General features: G+C 73.9%; 17 protein-coding genes. 2 read left to right on the forward strand and 15 right to left on the reverse strand.

All coding sequences use genetic code 11. The features are described from left to right. Nucleotides 1-45: 45 nt before the first annotated feature. Both ABFY03_RS13020 and ABFY03_RS13025 read right to left on the reverse strand, forming a co-directional pair. On the reverse strand, nt 46-210 hold the full coding sequence (locus tag ABFY03_RS13020; RefSeq protein ID WP_030494103.1) for a hypothetical protein: 165 nt from the start codon (nt 208-210) through the stop codon (nt 46-48). Between the two features lie 84 nt (nt 211-294). Beyond that, nucleotides 295-642 carry a hypothetical protein gene (locus ABFY03_RS13025; RefSeq protein ID WP_346172377.1) on the reverse strand — a complete coding sequence of 116 codons (348 nt, stop codon included), beginning with the start codon at nt 640-642 and terminating at the stop codon, nt 295-297. Between the two features lie 145 nt (nt 643-787). Between ABFY03_RS13025 and ABFY03_RS13030 the strand changes: the two genes are divergently transcribed. Then, the gene (locus ABFY03_RS13030) at nt 788-1,909 is read left to right on the forward strand and encodes a M48 family metallopeptidase (RefSeq protein WP_346169956.1); all 1,122 of its coding nucleotides are present in this window, start codon (nt 788-790) and stop codon (nt 1,907-1,909) included. 7 nt (nt 1,910-1,916) lie between these two features. On the opposite strand, the gene ABFY03_RS13035 is transcribed toward ABFY03_RS13030, so the two are convergent. From ABFY03_RS13035 to galE, 7 genes are all read right to left on the reverse strand, one after another. Further along, nucleotides 1,917-2,996, reverse strand: coding sequence for an SCO2583 family membrane protein (locus ABFY03_RS13035; protein ID WP_319013874.1), 1,080 nt, complete (start codon nt 2,994-2,996; stop codon nt 1,917-1,919). Between the two features lie 105 nt (nt 2,997-3,101). Further along, complete coding sequence (locus ABFY03_RS13040; RefSeq protein ID WP_319013873.1) at nt 3,102-3,746, reverse strand: SCO2584 family spore wall biosynthesis protein; 645 nt, start codon at nt 3,744-3,746, stop codon at nt 3,102-3,104. An 88-nt stretch (nt 3,747-3,834) separates the two neighbouring features. Next, entirely contained in the window at nt 3,835-5,118 is a 1,284-nt protein-coding gene (locus ABFY03_RS13045) for a glutamate-5-semialdehyde dehydrogenase (RefSeq protein WP_319013872.1), read from the reverse strand. A gap of 127 nt (nt 5,119-5,245) precedes the next feature. Next, nucleotides 5,246-5,752, reverse strand: a complete 507-nt coding sequence (locus ABFY03_RS13050; RefSeq protein ID WP_031015212.1) for a hypothetical protein — start codon at nt 5,750-5,752, stop codon at nt 5,246-5,248. Between the two features lie 197 nt (nt 5,753-5,949). Next, nucleotides 5,950-7,098, reverse strand: coding sequence for a glutamate 5-kinase (gene proB / locus ABFY03_RS13055; RefSeq protein ID WP_319014039.1), 1,149 nt, complete (start codon nt 7,096-7,098; stop codon nt 5,950-5,952). A gap of 95 nt (nt 7,099-7,193) precedes the next feature. Next, a complete protein-coding gene (locus tag ABFY03_RS13060) occupies nt 7,194-7,631 on the reverse strand; it encodes a GtrA family protein (RefSeq protein ID WP_319013871.1) in 438 nt (145 codons plus the stop codon). A gap of 154 nt (nt 7,632-7,785) precedes the next feature. Beyond that, complete coding sequence (gene galE / locus ABFY03_RS13065) at nt 7,786-8,772, reverse strand: UDP-glucose 4-epimerase GalE (protein ID WP_031015218.1); 987 nt, start codon at nt 8,770-8,772, stop codon at nt 7,786-7,788. Between the two features lie 227 nt (nt 8,773-8,999). Here galE and ABFY03_RS13070 point away from each other — a divergent pair, with 227 nt between their 5' ends. Continuing rightward, nucleotides 9,000-10,757 carry a stealth family protein gene (locus ABFY03_RS13070; RefSeq protein ID WP_346169957.1) on the forward strand — a complete coding sequence of 586 codons (1,758 nt, stop codon included), beginning with the start codon at nt 9,000-9,002 and terminating at the stop codon, nt 10,755-10,757. A 57-nt stretch (nt 10,758-10,814) separates the two neighbouring features. Here ABFY03_RS13070 and ABFY03_RS13075 read toward each other — a convergent pair whose 3' ends face one another. The 6 genes from ABFY03_RS13075 to ABFY03_RS13100 all read right to left on the reverse strand — a co-directional run bounded on the left by ABFY03_RS13075 (nt 10,815) and on the right by ABFY03_RS13100 (nt 21,305). Further along, on the reverse strand, nt 10,815-13,634 hold the full coding sequence (locus ABFY03_RS13075) for a stealth conserved region 3 domain-containing protein (protein ID WP_319013869.1): 2,820 nt from the start codon (nt 13,632-13,634) through the stop codon (nt 10,815-10,817). Beyond that, a complete protein-coding gene (locus ABFY03_RS13080; protein ID WP_346169958.1) occupies nt 13,631-14,641 on the reverse strand; it encodes a hypothetical protein in 1,011 nt (336 codons plus the stop codon). Before ABFY03_RS13080 ends, ABFY03_RS13075 begins: the two co-directional genes overlap by 4 nt. A 487-nt stretch (nt 14,642-15,128) precedes the next feature. Next, nucleotides 15,129-16,568, reverse strand: a complete 1,440-nt coding sequence (gene obgE, locus ABFY03_RS13085; protein ID WP_319013867.1) for a GTPase ObgE — start codon at nt 16,566-16,568, stop codon at nt 15,129-15,131. Nucleotides 16,569-16,690: 122 nt separating this feature from the next. Then, nucleotides 16,691-16,945: a 50S ribosomal protein L27 gene (rpmA, locus tag ABFY03_RS13090; protein ID WP_030494090.1), complete on the reverse strand. Its 255-nt coding sequence runs from the start codon at nt 16,943-16,945 to the stop codon at nt 16,691-16,693. A 14-nt stretch (nt 16,946-16,959) separates the two neighbouring features. Continuing rightward, nucleotides 16,960-17,280 carry a 50S ribosomal protein L21 gene (gene rplU / locus ABFY03_RS13095; RefSeq protein ID WP_030494089.1) on the reverse strand — a complete coding sequence of 107 codons (321 nt, stop codon included), beginning with the start codon at nt 17,278-17,280 and terminating at the stop codon, nt 16,960-16,962. Nucleotides 17,281-17,540: 260 nt separating this feature from the next. After that, complete coding sequence (locus tag ABFY03_RS13100; protein ID WP_346169959.1) at nt 17,541-21,305, reverse strand: Rne/Rng family ribonuclease; 3,765 nt, start codon at nt 21,303-21,305, stop codon at nt 17,541-17,543. Nucleotides 21,306-21,345: the final 40 nt, after the last annotated feature.

Raw genomic sequence — 21,345 nt, forward strand, 5'->3', positions numbered from 1 at the left:
ACGGCGGCGGACGCCGGCTCAGCGGCCTCCCGGTCGGCGTCCGGCTCAGCGGTCGCGGTTGAAGCGGGTGGTGATCCAGAGCAGCAGCATCAGCGCGAGGAAGGCGCCACCGCCGGTGACGTACGGGTTGAGGCTGTCGTGGTTGCCACCGTGCTCGGCGCCCTCGGAAGCAAGCGTGACGAGGTTGGCGGCGGTGCTGTGGAGGCTCATCTTCGGCAGACCTATCAGATCGGGGGTGGGAGCGGAGACTTCGCGCACATCGTATGCGGGCGGTCGCGGCTCGCTCACGCCGACTCAGGCGTTGGCGTCCTCGGCGTCCCCGGACGCCCCTCGGGCGGGGGTGCCTGCGGACCGGTCCGCCGTCTCGGCGGTGGTTCCGGCGGTCGTCCCGGGGCTGGTCCGGTCGGTGGCCTCGGTGGCTTCGGCGCTGGTCCGGTCGGTGGCCTCGGTGCTGGTCCGGTCGGGGGCGGGCGTCGCGTCCGTCGTCTCGCCGCGGCCGTAGCCGCGGAGCAGGAACCAGGCGAGGAGGGCGCCGCCGACCATGGAGACCAGCAGGACGATGCGGAGCGTGTCGCCCGACCCCTGCTGGGCCGCCGCGGCGATGCCGGTGAGGGCGGTGGTGGCTCCGGCGGTGTCCGGCATGGGGTGGTGCTCCCTTATCCACAGGGTTCGTTGTCCACAGGGCCCGAGTTGTCCACAGGCGCTCCGCCCACGGTAGCGCCCTCGCCTAGGGTGGGGCGTGTCAGGGGGACGAGTACCGACTCGTACGGATGGACAGGGGGCGTTCATGACCGACAACCACGGCGGAAACCACCAGGGAAGCGTGCCGAGCAGGCAGCGCAAGCGGTTCCCCGGCATCTCCTCGCGGGCCTACGAGCACCCGGCGGACCGGTCGGCGCTGGTGGCGCTGCGGAAGCTGAGCGGTTTCGACACGGTGTTCAAGGCGCTCAGCGGACTGCTGCCGGAGCGCAGCCTGCGGCTCCTCTACCTCTCGGACTCCGTCCGGGTGAGCGACGCGCAGTTCTCGCACCTCAACGACATGCTGCGGGACGCCTGTTACATCCTCGACCTGGACAAGGTCCCGCCGATGTACGTCACGCAGAACCCGGTGCCGAACGCGATGTGCGTGGGCCTGGACGAGCCGGTGATCGTGCTGACGACGGGGCTCGTCGAGCTGCTCGACGAGGAGGAGATGCGGGCGGTCGTCGGCCACGAGGTCGGGCACGCCCTGTCGGGACACGCGGTCTACCGGACGGTGCTGCTCTTCCTGACGAACGTGGCGCTGAAGGTCGCCTGGATCCCGCTGGGGAACGTGGCGGTGATGGCGATCGTGACCGCGCTGCGCGAGTGGTTCCGCAAGTCGGAGCTGTCGGCCGACCGGGCGGGGCTGCTCGTGGGGCAGGACCTGCGGGCCTCGATGCGGGGTCTGATGAAGATAGCCGGCGGCAACCACCTGCACGAGATGAACGTGGACGCGTTCCTCGCCCAGGCGGACGAGTACGAGAAGGCCGGTGACCTGCGGGACTCGGTCCTGAAGATCCTCAACGTGCTGCCGCGCTCGCACCCGTTCACCACCGTGCGGGCGGCCGAGCTCAAGAAGTGGTCGGAGAGCCGCGACTACCAGCGGCTGATGGACGGCCACTACCCGAAGCGCTCGGAGGACAAGGACACCTCGGTCACGGACTCCTTCCGGGAGTCGGCGGGGCACTACGCGCAGACCGTGAAGGAGAGCAAGGATCCGCTGGTCAAGCTCGTCGGGGACATAGCCGGCGGGGCCGGGGAGCTCGCGGGCGACCTCGGCGGACGGCTGCGGACGGTGTTCGGCGGCGGCGCCTCGAAGGAGCCGGGCAAGGACACCGGCAAGGATGCCGGCGGGGACTCCGCCGGGGGCCAGGGCGCCGAGGCCTAGTCGGGCGTCAGGGCCGGGGCTGGGCGGCCGGGGCGAGGGCTCCGCAGAGCGCGGGGGCCGTCGGGCGGTCGGTGGCGTACGGGTCGGTGAGGGCCGGTCCGGCCTTCGCCGGGACCTGGGCTCCGGCCAGCAGCGGCCTGAGCCCGCCCCCGGTGTCGGCGCCGCATGCCTGCGGCCCGGCCTCCACGGTGCTCACCAGCAGCTCGGCACGGTGCATGCGCAGGTCGTCGCGGTCGAAGCGGAAGTGCAGGGTGCGGTGGACCGTGAAGAGGGAGGCGGCGGCGTCGGTGCCCGGACCCTGGACGGCGGGGCGCAGCGCGTAGGTGAAGGTGTGGTCGGCGGTGACGTCGAGGGTGTCCGGGGCGGTCTCGGCGAAGCGCAGGGTGCCCTGGACGCGGGGCGCGGCGTCGGCCACGGTGACCTGCCGGGGGTCGAAGCGGACCACCCAGGCGGCGACGGCGTGCCGGCCGTCGTCGGCGGGCGCGGAGACGCTCCGGTCGAACTGGGCCAGCTGGTCGGGGTCGAGCAGCAGGCGGGCGGGCCGGACGGTCTGGCCCGCGAGGACGTCGGGCTCCAGGGAGGAGGCGACGAGGTAGTCCTTGGCGATGCTGAGGGCGGTGACGACCTGGCCCTCGGAGAAGTGGAGGGTGCGGGCGGCCACGGGGAGGTTGATGCCGGCGGCGCCGGTGCGGTACTCGGCGGCGGGGCTTCGGGCGAAGAGCCGGGCCGGGTCGCCGCCGGGGACGGGACCCTGGGGGGCGAGCGGGACGACGGTGGTGCGGAGCGGCTCGGCGCGCTGGTCCGGCGGGGGCTGGTAGGGGTTGCGCAGGCCGAGATAGACGGCCGTGCCGAAGGCGAGGACGATCAGCAGGACCAGGAGGAGGGCCTGTCCGGAGCCCCGGCGGCCGATGGGGCCGGGGCGGTTGCGGACGGCGAGCGCGTGCTCGCCCATCCTTTCCCGGGCCGAGTACTCCTGGAGGTGGGCAGCGCGGACGAACGCCTCGTCGAAGACGACGGCTCGGTACTCGTCGTCACCGCCGGGGAGTCCCTCGGGAGTCCCCTCAGGCGGGTCGCCACGCCCTGCCATACCTTCAGGGTAGGTCGGCGGGGGCTTCGGTAAACGCCCAGGTACACGACAAGTTCGGAAGTTTTCCGCCGTCGGAGTGGTGGCCCGACGGCCGTCCGGGTGGCGTCAGGGTGTGCGGGACGCGGCGGAGGCCGCGGGCGGCGTGGGGCCGGCGGGGGCAGGGCGTCCGGCGGCCGGCGGGGCGGCGGCGGTGGCCGGGGTGCCGGTGAGCACCGGTACCGGCGGCGCGGCTGCCGGGGAGGCGGCCGGCGGGGCCGGGTTGGGCTGGTCGACGCCGGTGGAGGCCGGGGGGACCTGGTCCTGCCGGTTGGCGGCGGCGCCGCGGTAGACGGCGGTGAAGGCGAGGGCCACCATGCCGATGCCCATCAGGAGGGCGAGGAGCCAGGCGACGGGCCGGTGCCAGCGGGCGCTGCCACGGTAGGGGCGGAGGGCGCCGCCGTGGCGGCCGTAGGGGCTGGCGTCGTCGCCGATGTCGTCGGGCTCGTAGGTGAGGCCCACGGGGTCGCGGCCGTCGTCGTAGAGGTCGTCGTCGCCCGCGGCGCGAAGAGCGCGGGCGCGGGCCGATTCGGCTTCGGCGCGGGCCTGGGCGGCGGCGAGGAGGCGTTCGACGGCCGTCGGCTCGTGGACGGCGGCGGCCTTGACGAACTCCTCGTCGAAGACCACGTCCCAGCGGCCCTCGGCGGCGCCTCCGCGCTCGTCGTCGGGCTCCCAGCCGTTCGGGGACGGCCTGCCCCCCACGTCGTCCGGCACGGTCTCAGAGTAGACCGGGGATGTGGTTTTGGGCAGGGAGAGTGCGAAGTCTCCCCGCCCGTACCGAAAGGAGGTGTGCGAGGTGGTGTTACCGGATGTGACCGTCGCCGGTCACGATGTACTTGGTGGAGGTGAGCTCCGGAAGGCCCATGGGGCCGCGGGCGTGGAGCTTCTGGGTGGAGATGCCGATCTCCGCGCCGAAGCCGAACTGTCCGCCGTCCGTGAAGCGGGTGGAGGCGTTCACGGCGACCGTGGTGGAGTCGACCAGCTGGGTGAAACGGCGGGCGGCGGCCTGCGAGGTGGTGACGATGGCCTCGGTGTGGCCGGAGGTCCACATGCGGATGTGTTCGACGGCCTTGTCGAGGGAGTCGACGACGGCGGCGGCGATGTCGTGGGAGAGGTACTCGGTCTCCCAGTCCTCGGGGGTGGCCGGGACGACGGTGGCCTTGGTGCCCTCGGCGTGGGCGAGGACCCGCTCGTCGGCGTGGACGGTGACGCCGGCCCCGGCGAGCGCGTCGAGGGCGCGGGGCAGGAAGGCGGCGGCGATGTCCTGGTGGACGAGGAGGGTCTCGGCGGCGTTGCAGACGCTGACCCGCTGGGCCTTGGAGTTGATCAGGATGTCGACGGCCATGTCGAGGTCGGCCTCGGCGTCGACGTAGACGTGGCAGTTGCCCGTGCCGGTCTCGATGACCGGGACGGTGGACTCCTCGACGACCGTCTTGATCAGGGAGGCGCCGCCGCGCGGGATGAGGACGTCGACGAGGCCGCGGGCGCGCATCAGCTCGCGGACGGAGTCGCGGGACTCGCCGGGGACGAGCTGGATGGCGTCGGCGGGCAGCCCGGCGCCGCCGACGGCGTCGCGGAGGACGGTGACGAGGGCGGTGTTGGAGGCGTAGGCGGAGGAGGAGCCGCGGAGCAGGACGGCGTTGCCGGCCTTGAGGCAGAGGGCGGCGGCGTCCACGGTGACGTTGGGCCGGGCCTCGTAGATGATGCCGACGACGCCGAGCGGGACGCGGATCTGGCGGAGGTCGAGCCCGTTGGGCAGGGTCGAGCCGCGGACGACCTCGCCGACCGGGTCGGGCAGGGCGGCGACGTGGCGGACGTCGGCGGCGATGGCGCGGACCCGCTCGGGGGTGAGGGTGAGCCGGTCGATGATCGACTCGCTGGTGCCGGCCTCGCGGGCCTTGGCGATGTCCTCGGCGTTCGCCTCGACGATCTCCGCGGTGCGGACTTCGAGGGCGTCCGCGATGGCGAGGAGGGCGTCGTCCTTCGCCGAGCGCGGCAGTGGCGCGATCTGTGCGGCGGCGCCACGGGCCCGGTAGGCGGCCTGGGTGACCGGGGAGAGGTTGTCGAGGGGCGTGAGCGAGGTCATGCCCGCAGGGTACTGGCACGGGCGCGTCGACCCGGCACGTACGACGGGCGCATCCCGCAGTGCGAGACGCGCCCGTGCCGGTGTGCGGACGGCGGGGGTCCGGCCCGTGGTCCGGGGCCCCGGCCGGTCAGTAGGGGTGGACTCCGACGGGGGCGGCGGGCGGCGGGCCGTAGCCCTCCGCGATCCGCTGGTGGTAGGTCTCCCGGTCGATGACCTCCAGGCCGACGATCTCCCACGGGGGGAGCTTGGCGGTCTGCCGGTGCTCGCCCCAGAGCCGGAGGGCGACGGCGGCCGCGTCGTGCAGGTCGCGGGCCTCCTCCCAGTACCGGATCTCGGCGTGGTCGTTGGCGTAGCGGCTGGTCAGCAGGAAGGGGTGGTCGTGGGCCAGCTGTTCGAGCCCGCGGCGCACCTCCTTCAGCGGTGACTCGACGCCGGACACGCTCAGGGTGACGTGCCACAGCTTGGACAGCGGTCGCTCCCCCGCGCCGCCGTCCCGTGTGCCCGTCTCGGCTGCTGTGCCCTTGCCTTCCGTGGCCGTGTCCTGTGCCGCGTCGAAGTCGGCTCCGGCCTCGACACTCGTCAGGGCGCGTTCGGCCGTCCCGCGGGGCAGTGCCCCTGGGCGCGCTCGTCTCACCGGCGGCCTCCTGTGTGATGCGTGTGGTGCTGTACCCCGCGTTTGCTCGTTACCCCCGAGACAAAGTTGACCAGTCCGAGCCGTCGCATGGGGCGGTTTTGGTAAAGGTCCCTTCCGGATGGCAGGAGTTTCAGCCGTTTCGGCGGCGGTTTCGCAAGGGCTTCCGCACCGGTTTCCGGCCTCGGAGCGGGTCGCGCTCAGCCGAGGACGACGAGGTCGTCGCGGTGGACGACCTCGCGCTCGTACTCGGGGCCGAGTTCCGCGGCGAGTTCACGGGTGGAGCGGCCCAGCATCCGGGGGAGTTCCCTGGCGTCGAAGTTGACGAGGCCGCGGGCGACGGGGCGGCCACCGGTGTCGCGGAGCTCGACCGGGTCGCCGGCGACGAACTCGCCCTCGACGGCGGCGATGCCGGCGGCGAGGAGCGACTTCTTGCCCTCGACGACGGCCCGGACGGCGCCGTCGTCCAGGGCGAGCGAGCCCTGGGGGGTGGAGGCGTGGGCGAGCCAGAGGAGGCGGTCGGCGGAGCGGCGGCCGGTGCGCTGGAAGTACGTGCCGGTGTCGCGGCCGGCGAGGGCGTCGGCGGCCCGGCTGGCGGAGGTGAGGACGACGGGGATGCCGGCGGCGGCGGCGATCCGGGCGGCCTCGACCTTGGTGACCATGCCGCCGGTGCCCACGCCGGCCTTGCCGGCGGAGCCGATCTCGACGTGGGCGATGTCCTGCGGGCCGCCGACCTCGGCGATCCGGGAGGTGCCGGGCTTGGCGGGGTCGCCGTCGTAGAGGCCGTCGACGTCGGAGAGGAGGACGAGGAGGTCGGCGCGGACGAGGTGGGCGACAAGGGCGGCGAGCCGGTCGTTGTCGCCGAAGCGGATCTCGTCGGTGGCGACGGTGTCGTTCTCGTTGACGACCGGCAGCGCGCCCATGGCGAGGAGCTGGTCGAGGGTGCGGTAGGCGTTGCGGTAGTGGGCCCGGCGGCTGGTGTCGTCGGTGGTGAGCAGCACCTGGCCGACGCGGACGCCGTAGCGGGCGAAGGAGGCGGTGTACCGGGCGACGAGGAGGCCCTGGCCGACGCTGGCGGCGGCCTGCTGGCGGGCCAGGTCCTTGGGCCGGCGGGTGAGGCCGAGCGGGGCGAGGCCGGCGGCGATGGCGCCGGAGGAGACCAGGACGATCTCCTTCTCGCCGCCGCTGCGGACCTTGGCGAGGACGTCGACGAGGGCGTCGACCCGGTCGGCGTCGAGGCCGCCGGCGGCGGTGGTGAGGGAGGACGAGCCGACCTTCACGACGATCCGGCGCGCCTCGGTGACGAACGGTCGCGTCACGGCCTGCGGAGTCACGTCCGGTCGGTTCATGTCCTGCTGCACCGTCGCCATCTCCGTCGCCACCTGCGCCGTCCTCACTCGCTGTTCTGGCGCCGTGCGCTCCCGGCACGGTCGCGAGGGGCAATCTACGCGAGCCGGGACGGCTGCCGCTCCTCCGTTTCGCCCTCCGGACCCGCGTCCCGCGGAACGGGACCCCGGCTGACGAGGATCCGGCGGGAGATCACGTACGTGAAGGGGATGGCGACGACGGCGGCCACGAGGGGGGCGATCCGGTCGTCCATGCCGGCCCAGGTGACGAGCGCGTACAGGCCGGCGCTCTGCACCACGTAGTTGGTGACGTTGGTGAGGGGGAAGAGGGCGAACTTCTTCCAGGTGGGGCGGGTGCGGTAGGTGAAGTACGTGTTGAGGAAGAAGGAGCCCACCATGCTGAGCAGGAAGGCGAGGGTGTACGCGGCGAAGTACGGCATCCAGGGGTGGAGCAGCAGGTAGCAGCCGAAGAAGGTGCCGGTGTTGATCCCGCCCACCACGCCGAAGCGGATGATCTGGCCGAGCTGGTCTCGCATGGGCCCATCAGATCGCCGAGAGATGAACGGGACATGCCGCGGGGGCGACGCCCGCGCGACGAACGGCCCCCGCGTACGAACGGCCCCTCGTGCGGGTGCGCACGAGGGGCCGTTCGGCGGTTGCGGGGCGGCGGTTCCTAGGCGGCGGCGGTTCCTAGACGGCGGCGCCGCGGCGGGCGGTCCAGCCGGCCCAGGCGGAGCCGATCATGTCGCGGACGTCGTAGCGGGCCTTCCAGCCCAGCTCGGCGGCGATGCGGTCGGCGGAGGCGACGACACGGGCCGGGTCGCCGGGGCGGCGCGGGGTGACGACGGGCTCGGTGGTGTGCTCGGTGATCTCGTTGATCAGGCCGACCATCTCGGTGACGGAGACGCCCTCGCCGCGGCCGATGTTGACGGTGAGGTCGCGCGGCTCGCCGGCCTCGGCCCACTCGGCGAGCTTGCGGGCGGCGACGAGGTGGGCGTCGGCCAGGTCCTCGACGTGGATGTAGTCGCGGATGCAGGTGCCGTCCGGGGTGGCGTAGTCGTCGCCGAAGATCCGGGGCGCCTCGCCGGCGTCGAGCCGCTCGAAGACCATCGGCACCAGGTTGAAGACACCGGTGTCGGCGAGCTCGGGGGTGGCCGCGCCGGCCACGTTGAAGTAGCGCAGGCAGGCGGTGGCGATGCCGTGCGCCTGGCCGGCCGCGCGGACCAGCCACTCGCCCGCGAGCTTGGTCTCGCCGTACGGGCTGAGCGGGGCGCAGGGGGTCTCCTCGGTGACGAGGTCGACGTCCGGCATGCCGTACACGGCGGCGGAGGAGGAGAAGAGGAAGTTGCGCACGCCGGCCGCGGCGACCGCCTCCAGGAGGACGGTGAGGCCGACGACGTTCTCGCGGTAGTAGTGCAGCGGCAGCTCGACGGACTCGCCGACCTGCTTCTTCGCGGCGAGGTGGACGACGCCGGTGACGGCGTGCTCGGCGAGCGTCCGGTCCAGCAGCTCGCGGTCGAGCGTGGAGCCGACGACGAGCGGCACGCCCTCGGGCACCCGGTGCGCGTATCCGGTCGACAGATCGTCGAGGACGACCACCCGCTCCCCCGCCGCCGTCATGGCCCGGACCACGTGCGCGCCGATGTAACCGGCACCGCCGGTGATCAGGTACGTCATGCTCTCCCCACTCCCTTGTCGCTGAGCACCGCGGGAACTCCACCGCGGAATCACACCGTACCTGCTGCCCGCCAGTACGTCGAAACGCCTGCGTCCCGACGCAGGGGCGCGCACGCCCACAGGGGGGCGCGTGACCAGTGCTCACGCGCCCCGGGGGTGCCCTCGGAAGGCTGCATACTGGTGCTGCTCACTCTCCGCATATGTACGTGTTCGAGGAGTAAACAGCAGTGCGAAATCCCGAGTCACCCCGGCTGCTGGGGGTCTACCGCCGAGCCGTTCCCGACCGCGTGCGACGGGCCGTCGTCGCGCAGGTGGACGCCGATGTGCGCCGCCGCGTGAAGCTCCGCATCGCCAGCGGGACGGCCGCCGCCGAGCGTCTGCGCCGCAACCGGCTGGCCCGGCGGTACGCGGCGCTCACCGCCGGACCGGACCGTGCCGTGATCAGCGTCGGCCGGGAGCCGAAGGTGGCGCTGATCGCCGAGGGGATCACCCCGCTGCGGGCCCGCCGGGCCAATCTGGAGGCGGTGCTCGGCGCGCTCGCCGCCGCCGGCGTCCCGCACTTCTGCGTCCCCGGCAAGTCGGACACCTCCTCGGCGGTGGCCGTGCGCGAGGAGGACCGGGCCGCCGTGCTGGCCGCCCTCGCCGCCGCCTGCGCGCGGGAACCGGGCTACGCGACCCCGGTCGGCGGGAACGGCCCGGTGAACCGCCCCTCCCAGCCCGGCTTCGCCGCCGGGACCTGGCACCGGCTGCGTACCGCCGCCGTCGTGCGGCTGACCTGGTACCGGGCCGACCCGACCCACCAGCTCAAGCTGGGCGAGGCGTACGGCTGCGACGTGGAGTTCTGGCGCGAGGAGGGCGGCGAGCTGACCGCGCCCCGGCCCGGCAGGGTCACCGCCGTGCTGCCCCGCCAGGGCCGACTCGTGGAGGCCCCGGAGTCCTGCTTCACCGACTTCACCGACGTCCGCCCCGGCGCCCGCACCGTGCCCGACGGCGCGCCGCTCGTGCCGGCCCGCGCCGAGACCGCCGTCGTCCGCACCGACCAGGTCACCTTCCCCGTCGACGTCGTCTACACCTGGGTGGACGGCTCGGACCCGGAGTGGCTGCGGCGGCGCGCGGAGTACGCCGGCGAGGCGTACCACGCGGAGGCGGCCAACGCGGCCCGCTACCTCAGCCGCGACGAGCTGCGCTACTCGCTGCGCTCGCTCCACCTGTACGCGCCCTGGGTGCGGACCGTCTTCCTGGTCACCGACGACCAGACGCCGGCCTGGCTGGACACCACCGTCCCCGGCCTGCGGGTCGTCTCGCACAAGGAGATCTTCCGCTCCCCCGAGGTGCTGCCGACCTTCAACTCGCACGCGATCGAGTCGCAGCTGCACCACATCGACGGACTCGCCGAGCACTTCCTCTACCTCAACGACGACGTGATGCTCAGCCGCGAGGTGACCCCCGGGGACTTCTTCCACGCCAGCGGGCTCACCAAGTTCTTCCCCTCCCCCGCGCTGGTCCCGGTCGGCGAGCGCAGCCTCGACGACCCGCCGGTGGCCGCCGCCGGCAAGAACAACCGCCGGCTGATCGAGCAGCGGTACGGCTCGGTCCTGGTGCAGAAGATGAAGCACATGCCGCATCCGCTGCGGCGCAGCGTGCTGGCGGAGATCGAGACGGAGTTCGCCGCCGAGTACCGCCGCACCGAGGCGAACCGCTTCCGCAGCGTCGACGACATCTCGATCGCCTCCTCGCTGCACCACTACTACGCGTTCCACACCGGCCGCGCGGTCCCGTCGAACGACCTGCCGTACGCCTACCTGGACCTCACCCACCCGTGGACGGAGACCCGGCTCGGGCGGCTGCTCGCCCAGCGCGACCGGGCGGTCTTCTGCGTCAACGACACGGTCTCCACGGAGCAGGACGCGGGCGGGCAGAAGGACCTCATCACCCCCTTCCTGGAGGCGTACTTCCCGGTCCCGAGCCCGTACGAGAAGCGCTAGACGGCACGCGGAAGGGGGCGCCCGGGCCGGGCGCCCCCTTCCGCGCGTCCGGGCCCGTCAGTCCTTCTCGTACGGCGAGCGCACCGGGAAGTACGCCTCCAGGAAGGCACGGAGCACCCGGTCCTGCTCGTCCAGCGGAACCTCCGCCTCCGCGGACTCGCCGATGCAGATGACGTCGCGGTGGCGGGCGGCGAGGAGGCGGCTGAGCGCCACGTGGTGCTTGTAGTCGCCGATGTTGGCGTAGGCGGCGGAGATGCCGCCGGGCGACGCCTTGCCGGTCAGATACCCGTAGTGGTGGTGGAGCGAGGAGGTGATCGACAGGTCGGTCCGGCCGCGGAACGGGGTCGCGGCGGTCCGCGCGGTCTCCTCCGGCCACCGCTCGGCGATCTCCGCCAGGACGCTGCGGCGCAGCGGGTGCGGGGTGTGCAGGAAGCCGTGGGTGGCGATCCGGCCGAAGGCCTCTTCCAGGAGGGCCTGGTTGTTCTTGGCGGCGACGAAGTAGCCCTCGGTCTCCTCGGTGACCTCGCCGGGCGGGACGGCGGTCGGCGAGCGGAAGAAGAGCGAGTTGCCGTTCGACTGGAAGAACTTGTTCGGTGCGAGGGGGCGGCCGAAGAACACGTCGTCGTTGATGTAGAGGAAGTGCTCCGCCAGGCCCTCGATGCGGTGCAGCTGGGACTCGATGGCGTGCGAGTTGAAGCTGGGCAGCCACGCCGCGTCGGCGAAGAGATCGCGGTGGCTCACCACCTCGACGTCCGGGTGGGCGGTGTCCAGCCAGGACGGCGCCTGGTCGTCGGTGACGAGGAAGATCCGCCGGATCCAGGGGGCGTGCGCGGCGAGGGAGCGCAGCGAGTAGCGCAGTTCGTCGCGGTTGCGGAAGCGGACGTCGCCGGACTGGGCGTCGTCGGCGGCGAGGCCCTGCTCGCGGCGGGCCGCGTCGCGCTTGGCCCGCCACACCGGGTCGGTGTCGTCGACCCAGGTGTAGACGGCGTCGACGGGGAAGTCGACGTTCCACATGAGCTTCTTGGTGAAGACCGCCAGGGTCGGGTAGTCCCGGCCGGCGACGGTGATCCTGGCGTCGCCGTCGAGGGAGGGCAGCCGGGGGCCGACGAGGGTGGTGCCGCGCGGGGCGGCGTACCAGCCGGTGTCGCCCTCCTCCTCGGGCCAGAACTCGACGCCGCAGCCGTACACCGGCCCGTACCGCAGGGTCCGGCTGTCGCTGACGAGCGGCTTGAAGATCCGGACGCCGGCCACGTCGGGGGCGTGGGTGAGGGTCTCGGCGAGCCGGGCGCCCGGCGCGGCGGTCCGCGGGGCGACGAGCTCCGCGTAGACCGGGCGTCCGTGCAGCTCGGTGCCGAGGGCGCGCAGGGCGCGCTCCCGGTCGGGCTGCTTGACGGCGAGGCGGTGGCTGACGGTCGTGGGGTCGTGGAGCAGGACGTAGGGGACGCCGTGCCGTTCCAGCGCCTGCGCGGTCAGCTCCAGGTTGATCTCGCCCATGCGCCAGGACGGGACGTCGTCGCGGACCTCGGCGAGCCGGCCCGCCGAGCGGACCAGGGACTTGGGGTCCTTGGCCTGGAGGATGACCTCGCGGGCCTTCTGCTCGTCCGGGGAGGGCGAGAGCCTGCTGACCGGCGCGGAGACGGCGAAACTGCGGCTGCCTCCGGCGGCGACCCGGTGGGCGGCGCGGTCGGCGCGGGCGGCGGCACGGGCGGCCGGGCCCTCGGCGTGCAGCGCGGTGAACAGCTCGTCCCAGCGGGCGGTGACGACCTCGGGGGCGAAGCGCTCGCGGGCCCCGGCGCGGGCGGCGGCGCCGTAGCCGGCGCGCAGCGCGTCGTCGCCCATCAGCCGGGAGAGGGCGGCGCCCAGCGAGGCGATGTCGTCGGCGGGCACCAGCAGGCCGTCCACCTCGTGGCGGACGATCTGGGAGGGGCCGGTGAGGGTGTCGTACGCGACGACGGGGACGCCCGCGGTGAACGCCTCCAGCATCACCAGGCCGAAGGACTCGACGCGCGAGGGCATCAGACAGATCGCCGCCGTGGCCCACTCCTCGGCCATCCGGCGGCTGCGGCCGACGAGTTCGACCCGGTCGTGCACGCCGAGGCCCTCGACGAGCCGGCGCAGGGCGGCCAGCTGGGGGCCGTCGCCGAAGATCCGCAGCCGCCAGCCGGGGTGCTCGTCGGCGACCTCGGCGAACGCCTGGATCGCGTGGTCGAGCTGCTTCTCCGGGACCAGTCGGCCGGCCACCACGATGGTCTTCGAGCCGAGGTCGGAGCGGGGCCGGTAGCCCTCGGGCATGGCGTTGGGGATGGTGGCGAGGCGCGGGGCGGCGGCGCCGAGCGACTCGGCGAACCAGTCGGTGGTGAGCTCGGTGAGCGAGACCAGGGCGTCGAGCCGGGGGGCGTGGGTGAGGAGCGGTTCGCCGGTGGCGCCGCGCAGCTGGGAGACGCGGTGCTCTTGGTGGACGACGGCGACCCGGGCCGGGGCGAGGGCGACGGCGGCGGCCATCAGGGCGGGGGTGGTGGTCACCAGGACGTCCGCGTCGAGCCCGGAGAGGGCGGCGGTCATCTCGATGTCGGAGAGCCGGTCGAAGGTGGGCTCCCAGGCGGTCTCGATCAGCTCGCTGGGCAGCTTGGCGAGGGCCTCGCACTCGCCCGGGGTGAGCGTGGAGGGGCGGACCGGGCGCGGCGAGCGGCCGGTGCGGTCCACCAGGTAGCGGACGGCGATCCCCTTCGCCTCCGGCAGGAACGGCTCCTGCTCCGTCCTGAACACGCTGAGGACCTCGACCTCGTGACGCGGCATCAGCTGGGCGGCCTGGGTGTAGGCGGCCATCTCGGTGCCGCCCATGGCGTCGCCCCAGGTGAGCAGGATGGTGATCTTCATACGCGTTCCTCCGCGCCGTCGGGGGCGCCTTCGAACCCGACGCAGGAGACGGCGAGCGCCCCGGCCGAGGTGATGTAGGCATGCACTCGGAGGAGCGAGCCGTCTTCCAGGGCGATGATCCGGAACGAGGTCCGGATCACCTGGTCGCGCCGGCGCAGGTCGGTGAGCCGGCGGCCGATCTTGAGGCCGGTACGCCCCTGCTGGAGCTGGATGTCCCAGCGGTGGGCGCGGCGGCCGGAGACCATGCCGGCGAGCGGCAGGTCGAAGGCGAAGCGGTCGCCGTCCCACTCCAGGGGGGCCTGGAGGACCGCGCCGCCGCCCCGGCGGACCGCCTGGGCGGTGTACGCGGCGGGCGGGGCCTGCGGGGCGACGACCCGGCCGCGGACCGTGATCCGGTCCCAGCGGAGGGCGAAGGTGTCGAGTTCGGCCTGATGGGCGGGGGCGCGGACCTTGAGGACGGCGAAGCCGTCGACGGAGCGCATCAGGCGGAAGTGGGCGCCGCCGGCCGGGTCGGGCGAGACGGGGGCGACGGGGCCGTCGGTCGCGGGGAGCGCCACGGCGGCGACGCCGGTGCGGGTCTCCTGCCCGGCGGGGCCGGTGAGGACGGTGGCGACGCGCCACAGTCCGGCGGTGAGGCCGAGGTCGGGGGCGCCGTCGTCGTCGCCGTCGGGGGTGTCCGTGAAGCGGAGGGCGGTGGTCGCGGTGAGCAGGCGGGTGCCGTCGCTCTGCGGTTCGAGCTCCAGCGGCAGCCGGTGGACGCGTCCGCCGCGGGCGAGTTCGAGCCGGGCGGCGGCGACGTCGGCGGTGGGCGGCAGGAGCAGGGCGACGTTGAGGGTGCGGCCGCCGAGGACGGAGAGGTGGAGCGGGCGGAGCGCGGGCCGGGGCGGGATTCCCCCGCCGAACGCCGGCGCGGTGTGCAGCCGTTCGACCCGGCGGCGCATCCGCACCGCCACCCGCCGGGCTCGTTTCGCGGCACCCACCGCGTAGGGCAGCAAGGCGTCACTCACGACAATCCCGGCTTCCGTTCTGGGGGTTGACAGTCGGGGCGCCACATAGTGGCAAGGCCCCCCAACGAAGGCAAATCGCCCCGGAGGCGTCCGGAGGGCGTCCGACCCCGGCCGCCGGGTGAAGATCCGGTGGTCCGTCCGGGTCGTCTGTACGGGCTTCGCCGCCGGTCGCCGCGCGCCGCCCGGCCGGCCACCGCCGGGCCACGCCCCGCATCCCACCCATGACCTCGGCGTTCCCCGCCCGACCCGGGCCCCGCGGCGACGCGGCGCCGCCGCCCGCCGTCCTCCTCCCGCCCGGCGGAGCGCCACGCGCCCGGCGCGAGCCGTCGCGCACGCGGGCGCACGCGCCCCTGCGCCCCCCACCACGAATCTCACCCGATAGTGGGAAAGCCGGACCACCCCTGGAAGCCCCGAAAACGCCGGAACCCCCGGCGGCCGAAGCCACCGGGGGTTCCCAGTTCCGTCCGAGCGGGCGAACCGCTCCCCGCTAGAACGGGTTGAACTCGTCGTACTCGCGGTCCGCGTCGTCGCGGGCCGCGTCGCGGTCACGGCGGCGCTGGGCTGCGGGGCGGGGGGCTTCGAGGCGGTGGTCCTCGCCTCGGCGGCCGAGCATCTCGGCGCCGGCCATGAGGGTGGGCTCCCAGTCGAAGACGACCGCGTTCTCCTCGGAGCCGATGGCGACGCCGTCGCCGGCGCGGGCGCCGGCCTTCATCAGTTCGTCCTCGACGCCGAGGCGGTTGAGGCGGTCGGCGAGGTAGCCGACGGCCTCGTCGTTGTTGAAGTCGGTCTGACGGACCCAGCGCTCCGGCTTCTCGCCGCGCACGCGGTACACGTCCTCCTGCTCGTCGTACGTGACGGTGAAGCCGGCGTCGTCGACGGCCTTCGGGCGGATGACGATGCGGGTCGCCTCCTCCTTCGGCTTCGCGGCGCGGGCCTTCGCGACGATGTCGGCGAGGGCGAAGGAGAGCTCCTTCAGGCCGGTGCGGGCGACCGCGGAGACCTCGAAGACGCGGTAGCCGCGCTCCTCCAGGTCCGGGCGGATCATGTCCGCGAGGTCCTGGCCGTCCGGGATGTCGATCTTGTTGAGGACGACGACGCGCGGACGGTCGTCGAGGCCGCCGTACTGCTTCAGCTCCTCCTCGATGACGTCGAGGTCGGTCACCGGGTCGCGGTCGGACTCCAGCGTCGCCGTGTCGAGGACGTGGACGAGGACCGAGCAGCGCTCGACGTGGCGCAGGAACTCCAGGCCGAGGCCACGGCCCTGGCTGGCGCCGGGGATGAGGCCGGGGACGTCGGCGATGGTGTAGACGGTCGAGCCCGCCGTGACCACGCCGAGGTTCGGGACCAGGGTGGTGAAGGGGTAGTCCGCGATCTTCGGCTTGGCGGCCGAGAGGACGGAGATCAGCGAGGACTTGCCGGCGCTGGGGTAGCCGACGAGCGCCACGTCGGCGACGGTCTTCAGCTCCAGGACGATGTCCTGCAGGTCGCCGGGCTCGCCGAGCAGCGCGAAGCCGGGGGCCTTGCGGCGGGCGGAGGAGAGCGCCGCGTTGCCGAGGCCGCCGCGGCCGCCCTGCGCGGCGACGTACGTCGTGCCGTGGCCGACGAGGTCCGCGAGGACGTTGCCCTTCTTGTCGAGGACGACCGTGCCGTCGGGCACGTACAGGACGAGGTCCTGGCCGTCCTTGCCCGCGCGGTTGCCGCCCTCGCCGGGCTTGCCGTTGGTGGCCTTGCGGTGCGGCGAGTGGTGGTACTCAAGGAGCGTGGTGACCGACTGGTCGACGACCAGGCTCACGTCACCGCCGCGACCGCCGTTGCCGCCGTCCGGGCCGCCGAGCGGCTTGAACTTCTCGCGATGGACGGAGGCGCAGCCGTGGCCCCCGTTACCCGCGGCGACGTGCAGCTCGACGCGGTCCACGAAGGTGGTCATGGTTCTGTGCCTCCAGAGCGAAGTACGGGAAAGCTATGTACGGGAATGTCTATCTAGTAACACGCGAAAGGCGGACCCTCTTCCCTGCCGGGAAGTGAGGTCCGCCTCCGCAAAGCGTCCGATCAGGCGACCGGAACGATGTTCACGACCTTGCGGCCACGGAAGGTGCCGAACTGCACCGAACCGGCCTGCAGGGCGAACAGCGTGTCGTCGCCACCGCGACCGACACCCGAGCCCGGGTGGAAGTGGGTGCCGCGCTGGCGGACCAGGATCTCACCGGCGTTGACGACCTGACCGCCGAAGCGCTTCACGCCGAGCCGCTGGGCGTTGGAATCGCGACCGTTCCGGGTGGACGATGCGCCCTTCTTGTGTGCCATTGCTCAGTCCCTCTTTACTTCGCGGCCGTCGGGATGGACGTGACCTTGATCGCCGTGTACTGCTGACGGTGACCCTGGCGACGGCGGTAGCCGGTCTTGTTCTTGTAGCGCAGGATGTCGATCTTGGCGCCCTTGGTGTGGTCCACGACCTCGGCCTGGACCTTGATGCCGGCCAGGACCCACGGGTCGCTGGTCACGGCGTCGCCGTCGACGACGAGCAGGGTCGAGAGCTCGACCGTGTCGCCGGGCTTGGCGGTGGAAATCTTGTCAACCTCAACGATGTCGCCGACAGCAACCTTGTGCTGGCGACCACCGCTGCGCACGATGGCGTACACGCGGATCTCTCTCTCACTCGGTAATGGGGACCTCTGACGCCAGCCGCCCACGCACGGGCCTGGGGCCCACGGCGATCCGGATCGGACGAGCGGCCTCTCCCGGCGGACGGGAGGGGGATGCTCAGAGGCGCGGCGCGTCATAGACACGCCGACGGTCTAGGTTACGGGCGCCTGCCACAGAGGGTCAAATTCGCCCGTGCGGGTGCGGACCGCCCCGGCGGCACCCCCTCGGGAGGGGGTGCCGCCGGGGCGGGACCGGCTCAGTCCTGGGCCGGGGCCGCGGTCTTCTCCGCGGCCTTCTTGGCCGTGGCCTTCTTCGCGACGGTCTTCTTCGCCACCGTCTTCTTGGCCGCCGTCTTCTTAGTGGCGGCCTTCTTGGCGGTGGCCTTCTTCGCCGTCTTCCGGGCGGCCTTCTTGGCCGCCGGGGCGGCCTCGGAGTCCTCCGCGGCCGGCTCGGGCGCCGCGGCCGGGGCGGCCGTGGCCACCACGATCTCGGCGGCCTCGGCGCCGGCGGGGGCGCCGGCCGGGGCGGTGGCCTTGCGGACCACCCGGCGGCGGGCGCGCGGCGCGGCGGCCACGGGGGCCTCCTCGCCGGGCTCGGCCACCGGCTCGGGCGCGGTCTCCACGACCGGCTCCGGCGCCGTCACGGCCTCCGGCTCCGCGACCGCGACGACCGTCTCGGCCTCGGCGGCGGCCGGCTCGGACGTGGAGACGACCGGCGAGGTCACCCGGCGGGTGGCGCGGCGACGGGTCCGGGGCGCGGGCGCCTCCTCCGCGACCGGCTCGGCCACCGGGGTCTCCACGACCGGCTCGGCCTCGGCGACGGCCTCGGCCGCCGGCTCGGCGACCGGCTCCACGACGGGTTCCGCGATCGGCGTCGGGACCACCGGCGCGGTCACCTTGCGGGTGACCCGGCGGCGGCCGCGGCCGCGGGTCGCGGCGGCCTCGGCCTCGGCGGCGGAGCCGTACAGCTCCTCGTCCGGGGCGATCGGGACCGGCACGGCCACCGGGGCCGCCAGCTCGGCCGCGACCTCGGCCTCGGTCTCCGCCGGGGCCTCGGCCTCGACGGCCTCGTGGGCGTGCTCGTGCACGTGCTCGTCGCCGCCACGGCCGCGCTTCTTCGCGCGCTTGCCGCCACCGCCGCCGTGCGTGGCCGGCTGCTCCATGTGGACGATGACACCGCGGCCGTTGCAGTGGACGCAGGTCTCGGAGAAGGACTCCAGGAGGCCCTGGCCGACCCGCTTGCGGGTCATCTGCACCAGGCCGAGCGAGGTGACCTCGGCCACCTGGTGCTTGGTCCGGTCGCGGCCCAGGCACTCCAGGAGGCGGCGCAGCACCAGGTCGCGGTTGGACTCCAGGACCATGTCGATGAAGTCGATGACGACGATGCCGCCGAGGTCGCGCAGCCGCAGCTGACGGACGATCTCCTCGGCCGCCTCCAGGTTGTTCCTGGTGACGGTCTCCTCCAGGTTGCCGCCCTGGCCGGTGAACTTGCCGGTGTTGACGTCGACGACGATCATCGCCTCGGTCTTGTCGATCACCAGCGAGCCGCCGGACGGCAGCCAGACCTTCCGGTCGAGCGCCTTCATCAGCTGCTCGTCGATCCGGTAGGTGGCGAAGACGTCGACCTCGCTGGTCCACCGCTGGAGGCGGTCGGCCAGGTCGGGCGCGACGTGCGAGACGTAGCCGTGGATGGTCTCCCAGGCGTCGTCGCCGCTCACGATGACCTTGGAGAAGTCCTCGTTGAAGATGTCGCGGACGACGCGGACGGTCATGTCCGGCTCGCCGTAGAGCAGGCTCGGCGCGGACGTCGAGATCTGGTTGGCCTTCTTCTGGATGTCGGCCCACTGCGCCTGGAGGCGCTCGACGTCACGGCGCAGCTCGTCCTCGCTCGCGCCCTCGGCGGCGGTGCGCACGATGACGCCCGCGTCCTCGGGGACGATCTTCTTGAGGATGGTCTTCAGCCGGGCGCGCTCGGTGTCCGGGAGCTTGCGGCTGATGCCGGTCATCGAGCCCTCGGGGACGTACACGAGGTAGCGGCCCGGGAGGGAGACCTGGCTGGTGAGGCGGGCGCCCTTGTGGCCGATGGGGTCCTTGGTGACCTGCACCAGGACCGACTGGCCGGACTTGAGGGCGGACTCGATGCGGCGCGGGCCGTTGCCCATGCCGAGCGCCTCGAAGTTGACCTCGCCGGCGTACAGGACGGCGTTGCGGCCCTTGCCGATGTCGACGAAGGCGGCCTCCATGGACGGCAGCACGTTCTGGACCTTGCCCAGGTAGACGTTGCCGACGTACGAGGTGGCCTGCTCCTTGTTGACGTAGTGCTCGACGAGCACGTTGTCTTCCAGGACGCCGATCTGGGTGCGCTCGCCGTTCTGGCGGACGACCATGACGCGCTCGACGGCCTCGCGGCGGGCGAGGAACTCGGCCTCGGTGATGATCGGGACGCGGCGGCGGCCCTGCTCACGGCCCTCGCGGCGGCGCTGCTTCTTGGCCTCCAGGCGGGTGGAGCCCTTGATGGACTGCACTTCGTCGGAGGGCTCGGGCTTCGGGCGCGGCTCGCGGACCTTGACGACCGTGCGGACGCCGTCCTCGTCGGTGGCCTCGGCCTCGCCGGCGGCGTCACCGCTGCGGCGGCGACGGCGACGGCGACGGCGGGAGCTGCTGGAGCCGGCGAAGCCGGACTCGTCATCGGTCTCCTCGGACTCCTCGGCCTCCGCCTCGTCCTCGGCGTGGAGCTCGTCGGACTCGTCGGACTCCTCGGTCTCCTCCGCCTCGGCGGACTCGCCGCGGCGACGGCGACGGCCACCGCGACGGCGGCGGCGGGACGGGCGGTCGCCGTACTCGTCGGTCTCGTCGGCCTCCTCGGTCTCCTCCGCCTCGGCCTCGTCGGCGACGTGCTCGACCTCGGGCTCGTCGGCGACGGTGGTCGGGACGGGCTCGACGGCGACGGGCTCGCCGCGGCGGCGACGGCGGCGGCGCGAACCGGTCTCGGCGCGCTCGGGCTCGACGGCCTCGACCGTCTCGACGACGGTCTCCTCCTCCGGCTCCTCCTCGGCCTCGGCGGCAGCGGCGGCCGCGAAGGCGGCGGTCTCCGGCGTCTGGAACATCGGCTCGGCGAAGACCGGGGCCTGGAAGACGGCGACGGCCGGGCGCTCGACGCGGCGGCGGCGCGGGGCCTCCTCGGCGGTGGGCGGCTCGGAGGTGAACTGCGGCGCGCTGACCCGGCGGCGGCCGCGGCCGCGGGTGGCGGCGGCCTCGGCGGCGGCGACGTCGGCACCGTGGGAGGCGATCTCCTCGACGGTGTCCTCGGGCAGGGACTCGCCGGAGGTCGGCGCGGCGAGCTCGGCCGCCACGTCCGCGGTGACCTCGGGGGTGGCGGTACGCCGGGTGGCGCGGCGGCGGGTGCGCGCCGGGGCGGCCTCGGCGGCCGGCTCGGCGGGCGCCTCCACGGCGGCGGACTCCTCGGCGGCCGGCTCCTCGGCCGGGGCCGGGGATGTGACCGGGGCGCTGGCGCGGCGGGTGGCGCGGCGGCGGGTGCGGGCCGGCGCGGCCTCCGGCTCGGCGGCCGGGGTCTCCACGACGGCCTCGGCCTCGGCCTCGGCGGGCTCCTCGGCGGCGGCCGTGGAGGTCACGGGCGCGGTCGCCTTGCGGGTGGCGCGACGGCGGGTGCGGGCCGGGGCGGCCTCCGGCTCGGCGGCCGGGGTCTCCACGACGGCCTCGGGTGCGGCGGGCTCCTCGGCGGGGGCCGGGGCTGCCGACTCGGCGGCGGCGGGGGCCGGGGCGGCCGTCTTGCGGGTCGCTCGGCGGCGGGTGCGCGCCGGGGCGGCCTCGGCGGCCGGTTCGGCGGCGGGGGCCGCGGTGGGCTCCACGATCTCGGCGGCGGCCTCGGCGGCCTCGCCGGCGGCGGTCACCGGCGGGCCGGCGGGCCGGGACGCGGCGCGGCGCCGGCGGCGCGGCGGCAGCTTGTCGCCGGGGGCGTTGCTGTCGTTGTTCTCGTTGGTGTCGTTGGTGTCTTCGAGCATGCGGGCGGTTCTCCCGTCACGCTCCCGGGCGCCGCGTCGG

It is taken from the genome of Streptomyces roseofulvus, from assembly GCF_039534915.1.
Taxonomy (GTDB): Bacteria; Actinomycetota; Actinomycetes; order Streptomycetales; family Streptomycetaceae; genus Streptomyces; species Streptomyces roseofulvus.